This is a genomic window from Actinokineospora sp. NPDC004072, from assembly GCF_053604195.1.
In genome coordinates, this window is record NZ_JBSGHB010000007.1 from 179,309 (window position 1) to 194,125 (window position 14,817).

At 73.2% G+C, this 14,817-nt stretch carries 9 protein-coding genes; 4 read left to right on the forward strand and 5 right to left on the reverse strand.

Going from position 1 to position 14,817, the window contains the following annotated elements:
• Nucleotides 1–87: 87 nt before the first annotated feature.
• Genes fxsT through ACWEPX_RS13205 form a run of 3 tightly spaced genes read left to right on the forward strand, consistent with a single transcriptional unit; the run spans nucleotide 88 to nucleotide 6,096 of the window.
• On the forward strand, nucleotides 88–3,807 hold the full coding sequence (gene fxsT, locus ACWEPX_RS13195) for an FxSxx-COOH system tetratricopeptide repeat protein (protein WP_451897372.1): 3,720 nt from the start codon (nucleotides 88–90) through the stop codon (nucleotides 3,805–3,807).
• Nucleotides 3,785–4,732, forward strand: coding sequence for a hypothetical protein (locus ACWEPX_RS13200; protein WP_451897373.1), 948 nt, complete (start codon nucleotides 3,785–3,787; stop codon nucleotides 4,730–4,732). Before fxsT ends, ACWEPX_RS13200 begins: the two co-directional genes overlap by 23 nt.
• Nucleotides 4,729–6,096: a cation:proton antiporter domain-containing protein gene (locus ACWEPX_RS13205; protein ID WP_451897374.1), complete on the forward strand. Its 1,368-nt coding sequence runs from the start codon at nucleotides 4,729–4,731 to the stop codon at nucleotides 6,094–6,096. Before ACWEPX_RS13200 ends, ACWEPX_RS13205 begins: the two co-directional genes overlap by 4 nt.
• A 459-nt stretch (nucleotides 6,097–6,555) precedes the next feature.
• On the opposite strand, the gene ACWEPX_RS13210 is transcribed toward ACWEPX_RS13205, so the two are convergent.
• The 5 genes from ACWEPX_RS13210 to ACWEPX_RS13230 all read right to left on the reverse strand — a co-directional run bounded on the left by ACWEPX_RS13210 (nucleotide 6,556) and on the right by ACWEPX_RS13230 (nucleotide 13,193).
• Nucleotides 6,556–8,724, reverse strand: a complete 2,169-nt coding sequence (locus tag ACWEPX_RS13210; protein WP_451897375.1) for a hypothetical protein — start codon at nucleotides 8,722–8,724, stop codon at nucleotides 6,556–6,558.
• 22 nt (nucleotides 8,725–8,746) lie between these two features.
• Nucleotides 8,747–9,685: a hypothetical protein gene (locus ACWEPX_RS13215; protein WP_451897376.1), complete on the reverse strand. Its 939-nt coding sequence runs from the start codon at nucleotides 9,683–9,685 to the stop codon at nucleotides 8,747–8,749.
• Nucleotides 9,682–10,362, reverse strand: a complete 681-nt coding sequence (locus tag ACWEPX_RS13220; protein WP_451897377.1) for a hypothetical protein — start codon at nucleotides 10,360–10,362, stop codon at nucleotides 9,682–9,684. Before ACWEPX_RS13220 ends, ACWEPX_RS13215 begins: the two co-directional genes overlap by 4 nt.
• A 368-nt stretch (nucleotides 10,363–10,730) precedes the next feature.
• On the reverse strand, nucleotides 10,731–11,852 hold the full coding sequence (locus tag ACWEPX_RS13225; protein WP_451897378.1) for an aminotransferase class V-fold PLP-dependent enzyme: 1,122 nt from the start codon (nucleotides 11,850–11,852) through the stop codon (nucleotides 10,731–10,733).
• Nucleotides 11,853–11,966: 114 nt separating this feature from the next.
• Entirely contained in the window at nucleotides 11,967–13,193 is a 1,227-nt protein-coding gene (locus ACWEPX_RS13230; RefSeq protein WP_451897379.1) for an FAD-dependent oxidoreductase, read from the reverse strand.
• A gap of 101 nt (nucleotides 13,194–13,294) precedes the next feature.
• Between ACWEPX_RS13230 and gltX the strand changes: the two genes are divergently transcribed.
• Nucleotides 13,295–14,779, forward strand: coding sequence for a glutamate--tRNA ligase (gene gltX, locus ACWEPX_RS13235; protein ID WP_451897380.1), 1,485 nt, complete (start codon nucleotides 13,295–13,297; stop codon nucleotides 14,777–14,779).
• Nucleotides 14,780–14,817 lie beyond the last annotated feature (38 nt).

The following is a 14,817-nucleotide window of genomic DNA, read 5'->3' on the forward strand; positions in this document are numbered from 1 at the left end:
GCACCCGGCCGAACGAATCGCGCACGGGCGCGATAGGAAGAACGAGGTGTGCGCCGGGTGAGTGGGAGCGAGATGGGCGGTCGGCCAATGGAAACCGGGCAAACGAGAGTTTCGGTCGTTTTCCCGGCCTCGGCCCGCTGCGACCACGTCGACACGACCGCGAATCTCGCCGCCGTGCTCGCCCGCGGCGGGCGCCACGTCCTCATCATCGATTTCGCGGGCGCCGACCGCCGCGTCCGCGACTACCTCGCGGTCTTCCCGGCCGAGACCTCTCCTTGCCCCGACCGGCTGCGCATCGCCGTGCGCGAGGTCGCCGTGGACCGCTCGGCGGTGGTCGGCGAGATCTGCCGCTTCGACCTGCCCGGCGACCCGGCGGGTTCGGTGTCGGCGCTCAACATCGGCACGCTCCCGCAGCGGCTCGACCTCGCCCGCATCGACCCGGAAGCCGTTGCCGCGCTGCGCAGCCGCCTGCTCGACAGCGGCTACGACGACGTGCTCGTCGTGCTGCCCGAGGACACCGGCACGCGCGCCGAGCCGCTGGCCGCCGTCCTCGCCGACGCGGTCCTGCTCGCCTTCGGCCCCAGCGAGCGCGCCGTCGCCCGGGCCGTCGAGGTGGCGGGGCGCATCCGCGCGGCCACCCCGATCCAGGTGGACGTGCTGCCGGTGCTGGCCAGGGTGCCCGCGGGCGACCGGTCGTCGCCGCTGATCGCCCGGGTGCGCTCGGACGCCAACGGCATGTTCGCCGTGCTCTTCGCCGAGCAGGCCGAGCGCGTGCCGGACCAGACCTGCGTCGAGCTGCCGCTGACCCCCTACGCCGAGTCCTCGCCGATCCTGGCCGTCGTCGCCGAGGACGCCACGACCCCGCTGTGGCGCGAGTACGCCCGGCTGGCCACCTGGCTCACCGGCCGCGACGGCTGGAAGGCGATGCCGCCGCACATCCGCGCGGGCTACCGGTGGTCGTGCGGGCTGGACGGCGACCCCGGCATCCGCCCGGTGGTCATCGCCGAGCGGCCCGACACCCGCGAGTGGGTTCCGTGGGTGCGCACGCAGATCATCCGCGCGGGCGGCACGGTCGTCGGCTCCGCCGACGCCGCGCCCGGCATGCCCGTGCTGCTGCTGCACCGCGACGACGAGGACGAGGTCGCCGTGCCCGCCGTCGTCAGCGCGCCGGAGACGACGCTGGTCCCGGTCACCGTGCCCGACCGCGACGACGCGGGCGCCCCCGACGCCTTCGCCGGTGCGGCGAGCCAGGCCGAGGTGTTCCGCATCCGGCTGCTCGCGGCGCTGGGGTTCATCGGCCCCAGCCGCGTCCCCGAGCGCGCGCCGACCCGCTTCCCCTGGTCCACCCCGATGAACCGGCACCTGCCGGTGACCGGCGACCTGCCCGACGTCGACGACCCCGACCTCGTGGCGCTGCGCGAGGCGCTGGTGCTGCCGACCGGAACCCGGACCATCGCGCTCGTGCACGGCGGCCCGGGCTCGGGCAAGAGCACCCTCGCCCGCGCCTACGCCGAGCACTACGCCTGGGACTACCAGGGCGTCTGGTGGCTCTCCGCCCGCGACCGCCGCTCGCTGCTGCAATCGGTCGCCGACCTCGCCGCGGTGGTCGCCCCCGGCGACACCGTGTCCAACCAGTACGGCAGCACCCGGTCGCTGACCGCGGTGACCGCGCCGCGCGCCTGCCGGTACCTGCTGGTCTACGACGGCTGCGACGACCTCGACGTGCTCGCCGACGGGCTGCTGCCGCCCGAGGACGGCGACGTGCACGTGCTGGTGACCTCGCGCGCGACCGGCGGCGCGGTTCCCATCGACCACCGCGTCGCGCTGGCCGCGCTGCACCCGTCGCAGTCGGCCGCCCGGCTCACCGGCCGCGTCCCGGACCTGACACCCGCGGCGGCCGTCGCGGTCGGCGACGCCCTGGGCCACACCCCGCTGGCCGTGCGGCTGGCGGGCGCCTGGCTGGACGAGACCGCGACCCGGCTGCGTGCCGAGGGCCACGACGCGGTCGGCGCGGCGCGCGCCGCGCAGGCCGAGCTGCTCGCCGCGCTCGCCGAGCGGGCGCAGCACGACGCGGTGACCGCGATCGTGTCCGTCATCGTCGACACCCTGCTGTCCGAGGCCATCGACCGCGAGACCGGTGGGATCGCCCTGGGCGAGGTGACCGTGCTGCTGGCCCGCTGCTTCACCGCGCTGGCCTCCAGCGGCATCGGCCTGGAGTTCGTCCAGTCCAAGGAGTTGGCCCGCGCGCTGGCGGGCCGGGTGGGCCGGGCCGCGCGCGAGCTGTCGACCGACGCGGGCCACATCGACCGCGCGCTGCGGCTGGGGGAGCGGTACGGCCTGCTGACCGTCGACTGGGGCGCCAGCGGCGTGGTCCGGGTGAACCGGGCGATCACCGTGGCGCTGGTGGCGCTGGCCGGGCAGGCGGAGGCCGACGCGATCGCGGCGATGGTGCTGGCCGCGCTGGCCGAGTTCGCGCCGACCGAGACCGCCCCCGAGCACACCCGCAAGCGCTTCCCGCTGCTCCTCTGGCACGTCGAGGCGTCCGGGGCGCTGCGCAGCACCGACGACCAGGTCCGCCGCTGGCTGGTCAACCAGGTGCGCTACCTCTACGAGCAGGACGTCAAGGCCATCTCCGAGGAAGCGCTGGTGCACGGCGAGCGGCTGCTCGCCGCCTGGGACCAGGCGGGCATCCCGGCCGGCGACCCGCTGCGGCTGCGGCTGGTCGTCCAGTTGGCCAACCTCGCCCGCGCGCTCGGCGACCGCGACCGCGCCCGCAAGCTCGACGTGGAGGCGCTGGACCTGCAGAGCGACCCCTACCGGGCGGCCTCGCTCGGCGCGCTGGCCGCCGCCCGCGGCCTCGGCGGCGACGACCGGGGTCTGGGCCGCTACCTCGACGCGCTGGCCACCGACCAGCTCGTCTGGGCGGGCACGGTCCGGGAGCTGGGCGAGGACCACCCGCTGACCCGCAGCGCCGCCAACAACCTGGCGACCTCGCTGTACCTGTCGGGCAACACCCAGCGCGCCCTGGCCCTGGAGCGGCAGAACCACAGCAGGCTGGTGCGCCTGTTCGGCGAGCGCCACGAGCGCACCGACTGGTCGGCGGTGCGGATCGCCACCTACCAGCGGGACCTGGGCCTGGGCGATTCCCGAGCCCGGCTGGCGAACCTGGTCTCGACGCTGCGCTCGCGCCCGGGCCGCGAGCGGCTGACCCTGATCGCGCAGTGGCAGTGGAGCATGGTGCTGCGCGACACCGGCGAGCTGCGCACCGCGACGACCATCATCACCGAAGCCCTCGACGGCTTCCGCGCGATGCTGCCCGACGCCCACCCCGACATCACCGCCGCCATGCTGACCAGCGCGTCGATCACCCGCCGCTCCGGGCACCTGCCCGGGCAGGCCGAGGCGATGGCCCGCCAGGCGCTGGCCCGCCTCGACCACCGCGACTTCGGCGAGACCCACCCGATCCGGGCGCTGGCCGGGCTCGGCCTCGGCCTGGCCACCGCGGCGGCAGGCGGGCACGCCGCGGGCGTCGAGCTGGTCGAGCGGGCCTACGAGATCCTGCTGGGCCGCTTCGACCGGGCGCACCCGTGGACCCTCGCCGCCGCCATCGACCTCGCCGTGCTCACCGCGTCCGGCGGCGACCTCGCGGGCGCCGCGGAACTGGTCGAGGAGGTCTTGGAGGACCTGCTGGACACCGTGGGCCCGACCCACCCGTACGTCGCCGTCGCCGGGCACAACCTCGGGCTGGCCCGCAGCGGCGCGCGGCGGAGCTGGAGGGAGATCGATGTCGACATCCCGCACACCTGACCAGGCGCTCTGGGTCAGCCCGCGGGTGGACGCCGCGGACGCCTACTTCGCGTCGGTGCGCTCGGCCTGCGCCCGGACCCAGGCGGACCTGCCCGAGCTGGCGTACCTGGCGTACCTGCGCAACGGCGTCCCGCTGCTGCGGTGCGGGCGCGGCGAGGCGGGCGACGTCGCAGGCGGGACCGGCCTGGCGAGCGCGTTCACCGTGCTGGCCAGGCAGATGGCCTACCACGTGCAGGTTCTCGACGCGCAGTTGCAGAAGGCCCGCACCGGCAGGCTCATCCGGACCGTCCTGCACACCGACGGCCACGCCCTGTTCTACGACATGGTCCGCCCGGGCGAGGAATTCCTCGGCGTGGTGCCGCAATCGCCCGCGGTCGCGGCCGGGGACCAGGCCATCGCCGCGCTCGCCGAGCACTTCCGGGTGCAGGCCGGGTTGCGGCCCGCCAACCACGGCTCCTTCGGCCAGGCGTGCGCCGGCCCCGCCCCCGAGGTGCCCGACGGCGGCGTGCAGGACCGCATCCGCGCCGTCGTGCGGCCCGACGGCCTGCACTTCGTGTCCTATTGGGTCAACGGCAGGCGCGAGGAGGTCGACCACTGCTTCGACGTGCCCGACCTGACCTCCCCGCGCATCGTCGACGCCGAGTCCGAGATCAGCCCGCAGGAGCGGCTGGACTTCCACCTGGCCTTCGCCCGCAGGCTGCACGCCCTGGCCACCGACCTCAAGCAGACCAGCGGCGGCGCGCTGCGCGGCAGGCTCAACCGGGTCGTCCTCGACGTCGAGGCCGGGGCGGTGTTCTACGTCCGGCTGCCCGCCCAGCGCTACCTGACCGCGGTGACCCTCAACCAGACCATGGTCGCCTTGGCCGACGACACCGTCACCCGCCTGGCGCAGACCCTGCGCGACCCCGAGCGGAGCCCGGCGTGACCGGAAGCCTCCGCGCGGCTCTGCTGCTCACCGTCGCCGCCACGGGGTGGTTCGTCGCCGAACAGCTCGGGTGGCAGGACGTCACCGCGTCGCCGGTCTACGCCTGGGTCATCACCGCCCTGCTCGGCACCGGCCTCTACGCCGCCGCCTACGGCATCGACCTCCGCGAGGCCCGCACCCACCTGCGCACGGTCATCCTCGCCGTCACGGTCGGTGTGCTCGCCAAGGTCGCGGTCATCGCCGCGATCCTGGTCATGTTCTTCGGCGACACCCGCATGATCCTGCTGGCCGTCGCAGTAGCCCAGATCGACCCGCTCTCAGTCGCCGCACTGCGCCACCGCAGCAACCTCTCACCCGCCGCGTCGTCCCTGCTCTCGGCCTGGGCCTCCTTCGACGACCCCATCACGGTGCTGCTGACCGCCTACCTGGCCGCCTTCGTGCTCGGCGACGGCGGCCTGGGCATGCTCGACACCGGCTTCAGCGCCTTCCTCACCAACCTCGGCCTCAACCTGCTGCTGGCCGTAGTCGCCTTCATCCTCTGGCGATCCTACGAATCCCGCCGCGCCGCCCGCCCCGAGCCCACACCCCCGCAGCGCCGCCGCGACTCCGGTGCGGAGCCAACCCCCCGTCAGCGAACGCTGCTCCGCCGCGATGCCAGTGCGGAGCCAACCTCCCGCCAGTGGACGCTGTTCCGCCGCGGCTCCGGTGCGGAGCAGGCACCCCGCCAGTGGACGCTGTTCCGCCGCGATGCCAGTGCGGAGCCGACCCCCCGCCAGCGAATGCTGTTCCGCCACGGCGCCCCTGCGGAGCAGGCACCCCGCCAGTGGACGCTGTTCCGCCGCGGTGCCCGTGCTGAGCCGACACCGCGGCAGCGGACGCTGCTCCGCGTGGCCGCGGTCGTCATCGTGCTCGCCTTCGCCACCATCGCGATCTCGTTCGCGCTGCTGCTCTCCCTGGCCTTCATCGGCCTGTTCGTCCGACCTGGCATCGACACCACCATCGACCGCATCGCCGCGGTAGCGCTCTACGGCGCCACCTTCGCCATCGGCATGGTCCTCGTCATCGACCGCCCCACGGTCCTGGCGGGCATCGTGCTCGGCGCAGCCGCTTTCTTCGCGCAGTTCCTCATCGCCCTGCTGCTCCCCGCCCGCGGCCTATCCGCCACCGACCGCCTGGGCCTGGCTTTCGCCCAGCAGAACGGCCTGACCGCCATCGTCCTCGCCCTGCTGCTCGAACCGGCCTACCCCAGCGCAGCCGGAACAATCGCCTTCGCCGTCATAGTCATCAACACCCTCCACGCCACCGCCACCGCCCTACGCGCCATACCGATCAGAGCCGCCCTAGTACCACGCCCAGAGCCCTGACCGCCCCGATTGCCGTCTGCCGCTCCGAACGGCCCTTCCCAGCAAGGCGTGACCGCGTGCGTGTCAATGGCTCGCGTGGCGTGGCAGCGGCGTTGCAGGCCGTTCCGGTCAGGTGCGCCCCTCGTGCCACGCCCGGAGCCGCGACCTTCCGGCTGCTGTTCGACTCGGCCTCGCCGGTTGCGGCGGAGGTGGTTGCTGTGCGGTCCCCGGTCAGCTTGGTGTGGTGTCGGCGGTGCAGGCGGTGCGGAACGAATCTGCTCGTGCTGCGCCCAGAGCCGTGACCCTCACGCCTGTCGTCTGCTGCTCGAACGGCTCTTCCCGGCAAGGGGCGGTGCATGGCGTGGCAGCCGCGGTGCGCGGCCGTGCCGGTCAGGCGCGCTCCAGCGCCGAGCCCAGTGCCCTGATCCTCAGGACCAGCCCACCTCGGTGCCGCCGTGGCGATAAGCGCGGGCGTTGCTGTCAGGTGCGCTCTCGGGCTGCGTCCAGGGCCGCGTCCTTGACCTTCACCGCGAACCCGGTCAGCGTGGTGATGGCCAGTTCGACCGGTGTGCTCGCGCCGATCTCGTCCGGGTGGGCGTCGGCGGCCAGCGGGGCCAGGTCGGTCAGCGGGACCCAGTCCTCCATCGCCTGGTACGCCTCGCAGATGGCGGCCAGGGCGTGTTCGTCGCCGGACTCGTGGAACCAGCGGGCCATCCGCTCGCGGAACGCGCGCAGGAAGCCCGTGATGATCGTCGCCGCGCCGACGGCCTGGCGCGCGCCCGGCTCGAAGAGGGCCGACCGCAAAGCCGCCGCGGCGTCGTAACCGCCGCGGTCGAACGCCGTCCGCACCCGCGGTTCCACCGCCAGCAGCGCCGCCACCCGGCTCTCGGCCAAGGTGAACAGGTCAGCCACCTGGTCCGGCAGGTCGGTGTCCGCGCGGGGTTCGTCCGGCCGGGCCTGCACCAGCAGGGCGACCTCCTGCGCGATGGCCTTCGGGCTCAGCTCCCGGGCGTGCGCGCCGGTGGCCAGCAGCGCCTTGATCTCCTCCAGCGAGCGCGTGAACTGGGCCATCGCGCCCTGGGGGAGCGCGCCCGCGACCGGACCGGCGGCCAGCGCCGCGCTGAGGTCGGCGCGGAAGGTCGTGCGGCGCACGATGGGCTCGGCGTGCAGGGCCTCGCGGATGGCGACGAGCGCGGAGTTGCTGGGCGTGCCCACCGTCACCAGCGTGATCGGCCGGTCCGGCTCCTGGGCGCGCACCGCGGCCACCCATTCGGTGAACTGCCGGATCTCGGCCTCGGCGAGCATCGCGCGGGCCACCAGCACGGCGAAGTCCCCGTCGCGGTGCCCGGCGGCGATGCGGAACTCCGCCCAGCGGTGGGCCTCCAGCGGCAGCGTCTGCTCCTGCCACAGCTGCCAGCCGTGCTGCGCGGCGATCTGGCGGATCTCCTCGACCACGGTGTCGAACGTCGGCGGGGTGAGCAGGCTCGCCGCCTCGTACAGGATCTCGTGGGTGATCTCCCGCGGCGGCCCGCCCGCCTCGTTGGCCAGCGCGAAGGCCCGGTGCAGCAGCCGCACCACCTGCCGCGGGTTGCCCCGGGTGAAGTCGCGGATGGTGCGCTGGGTGTGCTCGGCGAACGGGGCGAACCGGCGCGCGCCGAAGGTCCGCTCGTGCGAGCGCAGGATGAACTCCACGATGTCGTTCTCGGTGAACCCGCCCAGCTCCACGTGCTCGCCGATGCGCTCGCGCACCTTCGGCCCGAGGCTGTCCATCAGGTCGGGCAGCCCGCACAGGATGAAGCACGCCCCCGACCGCTTCGCCGTCTCCAGCAGGACGCGGAACGCCTCCATCAGCTGGTCGTGCGGGGTGTCGCTGCGGGCGAAGATGTCGCTCATCTCGTCGATGGCGAGCACGAACTTCTGGTCCCGCCCGCCCAGCACCAGCGCCAGCACGCCCAGGGCGTCCAGCGCGGCCAGGTCGTTGTCGATGCGCCGGTGGATGCGCCGGTTGCGCAGCGCCACCGGCGGCTCCTCGCCGTTGAGCCAGTCCCACACCGGGTCGGCGAGCCGCTTGTCGCGCATCAGCAGCGACAGCGCGGTGGTGAAGTCGGGGTTGTCGGTCACCGCGGCCAGGTTGTCGTGCACGCGCCGGTTGACCGCGCTGGAGAGCACGTCGTACTCGCGCTCGACGTCGCTGGTGTCGGCGCGGCGGGCGAGCGCGGCGTGCGGGACGTCGTTGGCGGCCAGCTCGGCCTGCACGGCGTCGGCGTAGTACTGGCTGACCTGGCGGACCAGCTCGTCCTTGGTGACGGCCTTGAGGAAGTTGCGGAACAGCGCGAGGAAGCCGTCCTCGCCCGCGACGACGTACAGCGCGCGGCCGGGCTCGCCGATCTCGGCCAGCGCCGTGTCCACCATCCGGACGAGCAGGTGCGTCTTCCCGGTCCCGTAGTCGCCGGAGACCACGATCGTGGTCCCGTCGCCGCGCCGCCCGCCGCCCGCGAGGTAATCCAGCAGCGGCGCGAATACGCGGTGGTGCGCGGCGGTGTCGACGTTGGTTTCCACGCCGTTGGGGTCGTGCCCGATGAGCGCGGTGTCCGCGACTGCTGTCGAGCGGAACGGATTCCTGCGCAACGCTTGTCCGCCGGTGCTCATCTTTACCGCCCTCGCCGTCGCATCATCGCCCGCCTAGGGCGCCCGCGAAATCGACATCGGTCACGACGTCGGCCTCGGTGTAGTTCACGTTAGCGTCCAACCGCGTTTGGTACGCCGTGTAGCACAACTCCTGCACCCGGCGGATGGAGTTGGAGTGTTCGGCGAGGTACGCGAGGCCGGACGTGTCCACGCTGGGGAAGATACCGGTCGCGGCGCTCCTGGTCAGGCGATCGTCGACGAACGCCCGGATCTCCGCGGCGGAGATCGGTTGCACCATGACAATCACCGGCGGCGCCGAATCCGCGGGCACCCGATAGCGCAGGTGATCGAGGTGGTCGCCCTGCAGGGAACTCGTCTCGCCCACGAAAAGCACCCCCGCGCTGGTGGCCGAGAAGGCGTAGCTGGTGATTTCGTCGACGAGATCACCCGGTGTCGGCAAGCGCACAATCACCGCGGTGCCCGGGTGCAGCGCTTCATGCAACCTTCGCAAAGCCCACAGGTAGCCCTTCTCGCGCCCGGCTTTCTCCAGCGCCTCCACCACGTCGCCATCCACGACTTTGCGGGTGCCGAGGACGTGGAACAGCTCGTTGCACACCGTTTTGATGCGCTCGGCGATGGAGAGCTGGTTGGACAGGTCGAACGGCGAGGGCAGCACCCGCTCCAGGTTCTCCACCACCACCCGCTCGACCACCCCATCCAGCGCGGTCACCAGGTGGTGGACGCAGCGGTTGACCATCGCCGTCTTCCCGCACCCGGAATCGCCCACGACCAGCAGGAACCCGCCGCGCTCCGGGATGTTCCCGACTTCGTAGCCTGATCGGAAGGCGTGGAAGGCCGCGTGTGCCCCGCCCACGTCGACGTACAGGTGGGCGTGGGTGTCGTCCTCGTGCGGGCGCAAGGTGCGCACCGCGCCGAACTCCACACCGGGCAGGGCGAACGGGTTGAGCGGCTCCCGGTTCATGCGGCCGCCTTGTCCGGGTCGCGCCGCCGCGGCCGCAGCAGCCCGGCGGCGACCCGCTGCACGCCGTCGTGCAGCTCGGCGAGGCGGGCGCGGACCTGCTTGGCCCGGCTCTCCTTGTCCACCACCCAGCCGGAGGTCAGCTCGTCGATGCCCAGGTCGCCCGCCACCATCCGCTGGTGGCAGGCCCTGGCCAGCGCCCACCCGGGGTGCTCGGCCTTGGCCTCGGCCAACCGGACCGCGAGGGTCGCGTGGGCCGACCGCAGCCGCTCGACCGGGCGCTCCCCGGTCAGCACGTGCGCGTAGTGCTGGGCGGCGGAGTCGAACTCCGCCAGCGCGGCCCGCAGCCCGTCGGCCTGCTGGCGGCGGCGCGTGCGGCGCTCCTGCAGGAACGCGGCCAGGTAGGTGAGCACGGCGGCGGCCAGCGCGGTCAGGAAGGGCAGGACGTCGGCGAAGACCCCCGGCTGCGGCTTGGCCGACTCGAACAGCGCGGTGCAGGTCTCCTCGAACGCCCGCCGATCCCGCTTGCGCCAGGCGTCGAGGTCGGCCAGCGCCGCGGGCTCGGCCTTGCCGAGCGCGATCGCGGCGCTGCGCAGCTCGGGCCGCTGCTTGTCGGCGAGGCAGTAGACGACCTGCGCGTCATCAATGGCCACCGCGGGCGCGGCGAACCCGATGAGCATGGCAGCGACAGCGACCCCTGCGCCCGTTGCGCGGCCCACCGTCACCCCCGCTGCCCGACATGTCGGCGATCAACTCTACCGATACGACGGTCGACCACCGGGACCGTTCGTTACCCCCAACACCCAATCGGCGTAGCCCCTCCACCCACCCGACAAGCCCCTGATGCGGCGCTGATCCATTGCCGATACGAGACCGCCGCCACCGACACCTCCCGCACTGCCCTAGCCACGCCCCTGGAGCAACGCCCCCCCATCCACACCACCACCACCACCGACACCTCCCGCGCCGCTCGGCGGTGGGGGGTGCGTTGTCTCCGGTGCGTGGGCAGGGCGGCGTGGGAGGAGTTGCCGGTGGGGAGTGTGGTCCGTTAGCCGCGGTGCGCGGCCAGGGCGGTGCGGAGGGCGTCGATGGTGGCTGGGGTGGTGGTGGCGTGCGGGGAGAGCCGGATGCGCCCGGACCGCACCGACGCGGCGACGCCGTGCTCCCGCAGAGTGGCCGTGACGCCCGGCAGGTCCGCCACCGCGAAGCTGAGGATCCCCGCGCCCCGCGCCACGACCTGCCCGCCCGCCGACCGCACCACGTCATCGATCCACCCCACCCGCTCGGCGATCCGGGCCTCGATGGCGGCCACCCCCACGCCCTCCACCAACTCCACCGCCGCCGCCAGCGCCCCCGCCGCGAACGGGCTCAGATGGGTGATCTTCAACATCGCCGCCGTGGCATCGGGCTCGTGCACGGCGTCGTCGAACACCGTCGCGTCCCGCGCCCCCGCCCAACTGGTCACAACCGGCTCCAACCGCCCCAGCGCCCGTTCCGACAAGGCGGCGAACCCGGTGCCCCACCCCGCCCGCAACCACTTCTGCCCACCCGCGACCAGCACATCCGCGGCCCCCCAGTCCGCCTCCACCGCCCCGAACCCCTGGATCCCATCCACCACCAGCAGCCGATCCCCCACGATCTCGCGCAGTGCCCCCAGGTCCATCCGATACCCGCTGCGGTAGTCGACCGCGCTCACGGTCACCACGGTGATCTCATCCGTCAACGCCCCCGCGATGGCCTCCGGCGTCGCAGCCCCACCCAACCACTCCACCCGAATCCGCCCGGCCTGCTCAGCCCGAGCCCACGGATAGGTGTTGGCGGGAAAGTCGCCAACCGGCACCAAGACCCGCCCCCCAACCCCGAAAGCGGCCTGCACCAGCCCCAAGCTCGTATTGGGCAGAAGCACCACCCGCTCCCGCCCGACGCCGAGCAGCCGCCCAACCGCATCCCGCGCCCGATCGTCAGCCCCCATCAACTCATCCACCGTCGACACCCCAGCCCCCGCAGCCCGCCCCATCAACTCCGCAACCACCCCCACCACCGGCCTACTCGGCGGCCCGAAGCGGGCGAAGTCGAGGTAACCAACGGACTCATCGAACTGCGCCAGGTAGTCGTCCACGCCTCCACTACTACCCGCAGGCCCCCGAACCTGTTCTGGTCCGGGGGCCATGGGGGCAGCAACGCAGGCCCGGCGAGAAGGATGGTTCCCACGAAACTTCGCTTGGCCAGCGCGTCAGCGCTGACAGGCGGCCGAGCCGACCAACCCGACCGTCGGCCCCGAGCCTCAGCGCCGGGCAAAGGCCGGGGTTGGCTCGGTGCGGAAGCCGCGGCCCAGCACGAGCGCCGGGAGGCGGCGCAGCCGGGGGACGCTGCTCAGCAGCCGCACCGGCAGCGGCAGGCGATCCGCCCTGGCGACCTCCACCTCTCCCCGCACGACCGGTCCGATCGCCCCCCAGTGCAGCAGGCGCTGGACGCCCTGCAGGACCGCCGTCGGCAGCAGCCTGCGCCGCCGGACCGCGTCGAGGTCGGCGCTGGTCAGCGTGCCGTGCTTGAGCTTGGGGGCCAGCAGGCCCGCGGCCGCGATCGCGTCCTGGACGGCCAGGTTGATGCCGACGCCGCCGACCGGGGACATCGCGTGGGCGGCGTCGCCGATGCAGAGCAGACCGTCCACATGCCACCGGCGCAGGCGGTTGAGCTTGACGTCGAGGACCTTGACGTCGTCCCAGGACGACAGGGCGTCCACCCGGTCGAGCAGCCACGGCGCGCCCTCGCCCATGTCGCGGACGATCTGGCCGACCTCGCCGCGGCGGGCCGCGCGGTCGGCGCCCTTGCCGATGAGCACCGCGCACTGCCAGTACTCGCCCCGGTCGAGCATCACCGCGGCCCGCTGGGCGGTGATGTTGCCCACCACGCCCGCCGGGTCCGACTCGTGCCGGGGCAGGCGGAACCACCAGACGTCCATCGGCGTCGCCCACTCCTTCGGGTGCAGGCCCGCCGCGGCGCGCAGCAGCGAGGAGCGGCCGTCGCAGGCGACCGTCAGGTCCGCCCGCAGCTCGCCCGTCTCGCCCGCCGCGGTCCGGTAGGTCACCCCCGCGACCCGGCCCCCCTCGCGCAGCAGCCCCGTCGCCTCGGTCTGCATGCGCAGGCTGAACGCCGGTTCATCGCAGGCCGCCCGCTTGAGCAGGTCGAGGAAGTCCCACTGCGGGACCATCGCGATGTAGGGGTGCTTGCCCTTGAGCTGGGACAGGTCGCCCACCTGCAGGATCTGCCCCTTGTACGGCACCCCCACCGCGTCGATCCGCCGCTGCGGGAGCTTGGCGAAGTCCGCCCCGAGCCCGAGGTCGTCGAGCAGGTCGAGGGTCGGCGGGTGCACCGTGTCGCCGCGGAAGTCCCGCAGGAAGTCCGCGTGCTTCTCCAGCACCACCACCTCGACGCCCGCCCTGGCCAGCAGCAGCGCCAGCACCATCCCCGCGGGCCCGCCCCCGACCACGCACACCGTCGTCCGTTCCATGAGTCCCCCTCCAGCTTTTCAACGGTAGTTGAATAACTTCAGGATGCACCCGGACGTCCCGGCGGTCAAGGCGTCGCGGCGGCGATACGCTCACCACTGCCATGACCACGCCAAACGCAGACACCCCAGTCCGGGCCCGCTTCTGCCCGTCACCCACGGGCACCCCGCACGTCGGGCTCATCCGGACCGCCCTGTTCAACTGGGCCTTCGCCCGCCACGCAGGCGGCGACCTCGTCTTCCGCATCGAGGACACCGACGCCGCCCGCGACACCGAGGAGAGCTACGCCGCGATCCTCGACGCGCTGCGGTGGCTGGGCATCGATTGGGACGAGGGCCCCGAGGTCGGCGGGGACCACGGCCCCTACCGGCAGAGCCAGCGCCAGGACATCTACCGCGACGTCATCGCCAAGCTGGTCGACGGCGGCGAGCTCTACGAGTCGTACTCCACCCCCGAGGAGGTCGAGGCCCGCCGCCGCGCCGCCGGGCAGGACCCCAAGCTGGGCTACGACAACGCCGACCGCGACACCAGCGCCGAGCAGCGCGCCGCCTACCGCGCCGAGGGCCGCGAGGCCGTGCTGCGGCTGCGGATGCCCGACCGCGACATCACCTTCACCGACCTGATCCGCGGCGAGATCACCTTCCCGGCGGGCAGCGTGCCCGACCCGGTGCTCGTCCGCGGCAACGGCCAGCCGCTCTACACCCTGGTCAACCCGGTCGACGACGCCCTCATGCGGATCACCCACGTGCTGCGCGGCGAGGACCTGCTGCCCTCCACGCCCCGCCAGATCGCGTTGTACGAGGCGCTGGAGCGCGTCGGCGTGGCCGAGTTCACCCCGCACTTCGGACACCTGCCGCTGGTGCGCGGCGAGGGCAACAAGAAGCTGTCCAAGCGCGACCCGGAATCGGACCTGTTCCACTACCGGACCCGCGGATTCATCCCCGAGGGAATGCTGAACTACCTGGCGCTGCTGGGCTGGTCCATTGCCGACGACCGCGACATCTTCACGATGTCGGAGATGGTGTCGGCATTCGACATCAGCCGCGTCAGCCCCAATCCCGCGCGTTTCGACCTGAAGAAGGCCGAGGCGATCAACGCCGAGCACCTGCGGGCGCTGCCGGTCGAGGAATTCGTCCGCCGCTCGGTGCCCTACCTGGTCGCCGAGGGCCTGCTGCCCGCCGAGCCCACGGCCGAGCAGTTGGCCACGCTCACCGCCGTCGCGCCGCTGGTGCAGGAGCGGGTGATCGTGCTGTCGGACACCGCGGGCATGGTCCGCTTCCTGTTCACCGACGACGCCGAGTTCGCCCCCGAGCCGGAGTCGGCGGCCAAGGCGCTGGGCCCGGACGCCCAGCCCGTTGTGGACGCCAGCATCCAAGCCCTTGCGGCACTGGGGGAGTGGACGACCCCGGCCATCGAGGCCGCGCTCAAGGCCGCGCTCGTCGACGGGCTCGGCCTCAAGCCGCGCAAGGCGTTCGCGCCCGTGCGCGTGGCCACGACCGGGCGCACGGTGTCACCGCCGCTCTACGAGTCGCTGGAGCTGCTGGGCCGGGAGTCCACCCTCACCCGACTGCGCAACGCGCTGCCGTAACGACACGCCGACGACCCGCGATATAGGCCCGTTCATCG

Excerpts from the sequence above, each read along its gene's own strand:
- fxsT (WP_451897372.1), top strand. The coding sequence starts at position 88 with ATGGAAACCGGGCAAACGAGAGTTTCGGTCGTTTTCCCGGCCTCGGCC.
- ACWEPX_RS13200 (WP_451897373.1), top strand. The coding sequence starts at position 3,785 with ATGTCGACATCCCGCACACCTGACCAGGCGCTCTGGGTCAGCCCGCGG.
- ACWEPX_RS13210 (WP_451897375.1), bottom strand. The coding sequence starts at position 8,724 with ATGAGCACCGGCGGACAAGCGTTGCGCAGGAATCCGTTCCGCTCGACA.
- ACWEPX_RS13215 (WP_451897376.1), bottom strand. The coding sequence starts at position 9,685 with ATGAACCGGGAGCCGCTCAACCCGTTCGCCCTGCCCGGTGTGGAGTTC.
- ACWEPX_RS13220 (WP_451897377.1), bottom strand. The coding sequence starts at position 10,362 with ATGCTCATCGGGTTCGCCGCGCCCGCGGTGGCCATTGATGACGCGCAG.
- ACWEPX_RS13225 (WP_451897378.1), bottom strand. The coding sequence starts at position 11,852 with ATGGCCCCCGGACCAGAACAGGTTCGGGGGCCTGCGGGTAGTAGTGGA.
- ACWEPX_RS13230 (WP_451897379.1), bottom strand. The coding sequence starts at position 13,193 with ATGGAACGGACGACGGTGTGCGTGGTCGGGGGCGGGCCCGCGGGGATG.
- gltX (WP_451897380.1), top strand. The coding sequence starts at position 13,295 with ATGACCACGCCAAACGCAGACACCCCAGTCCGGGCCCGCTTCTGCCCG.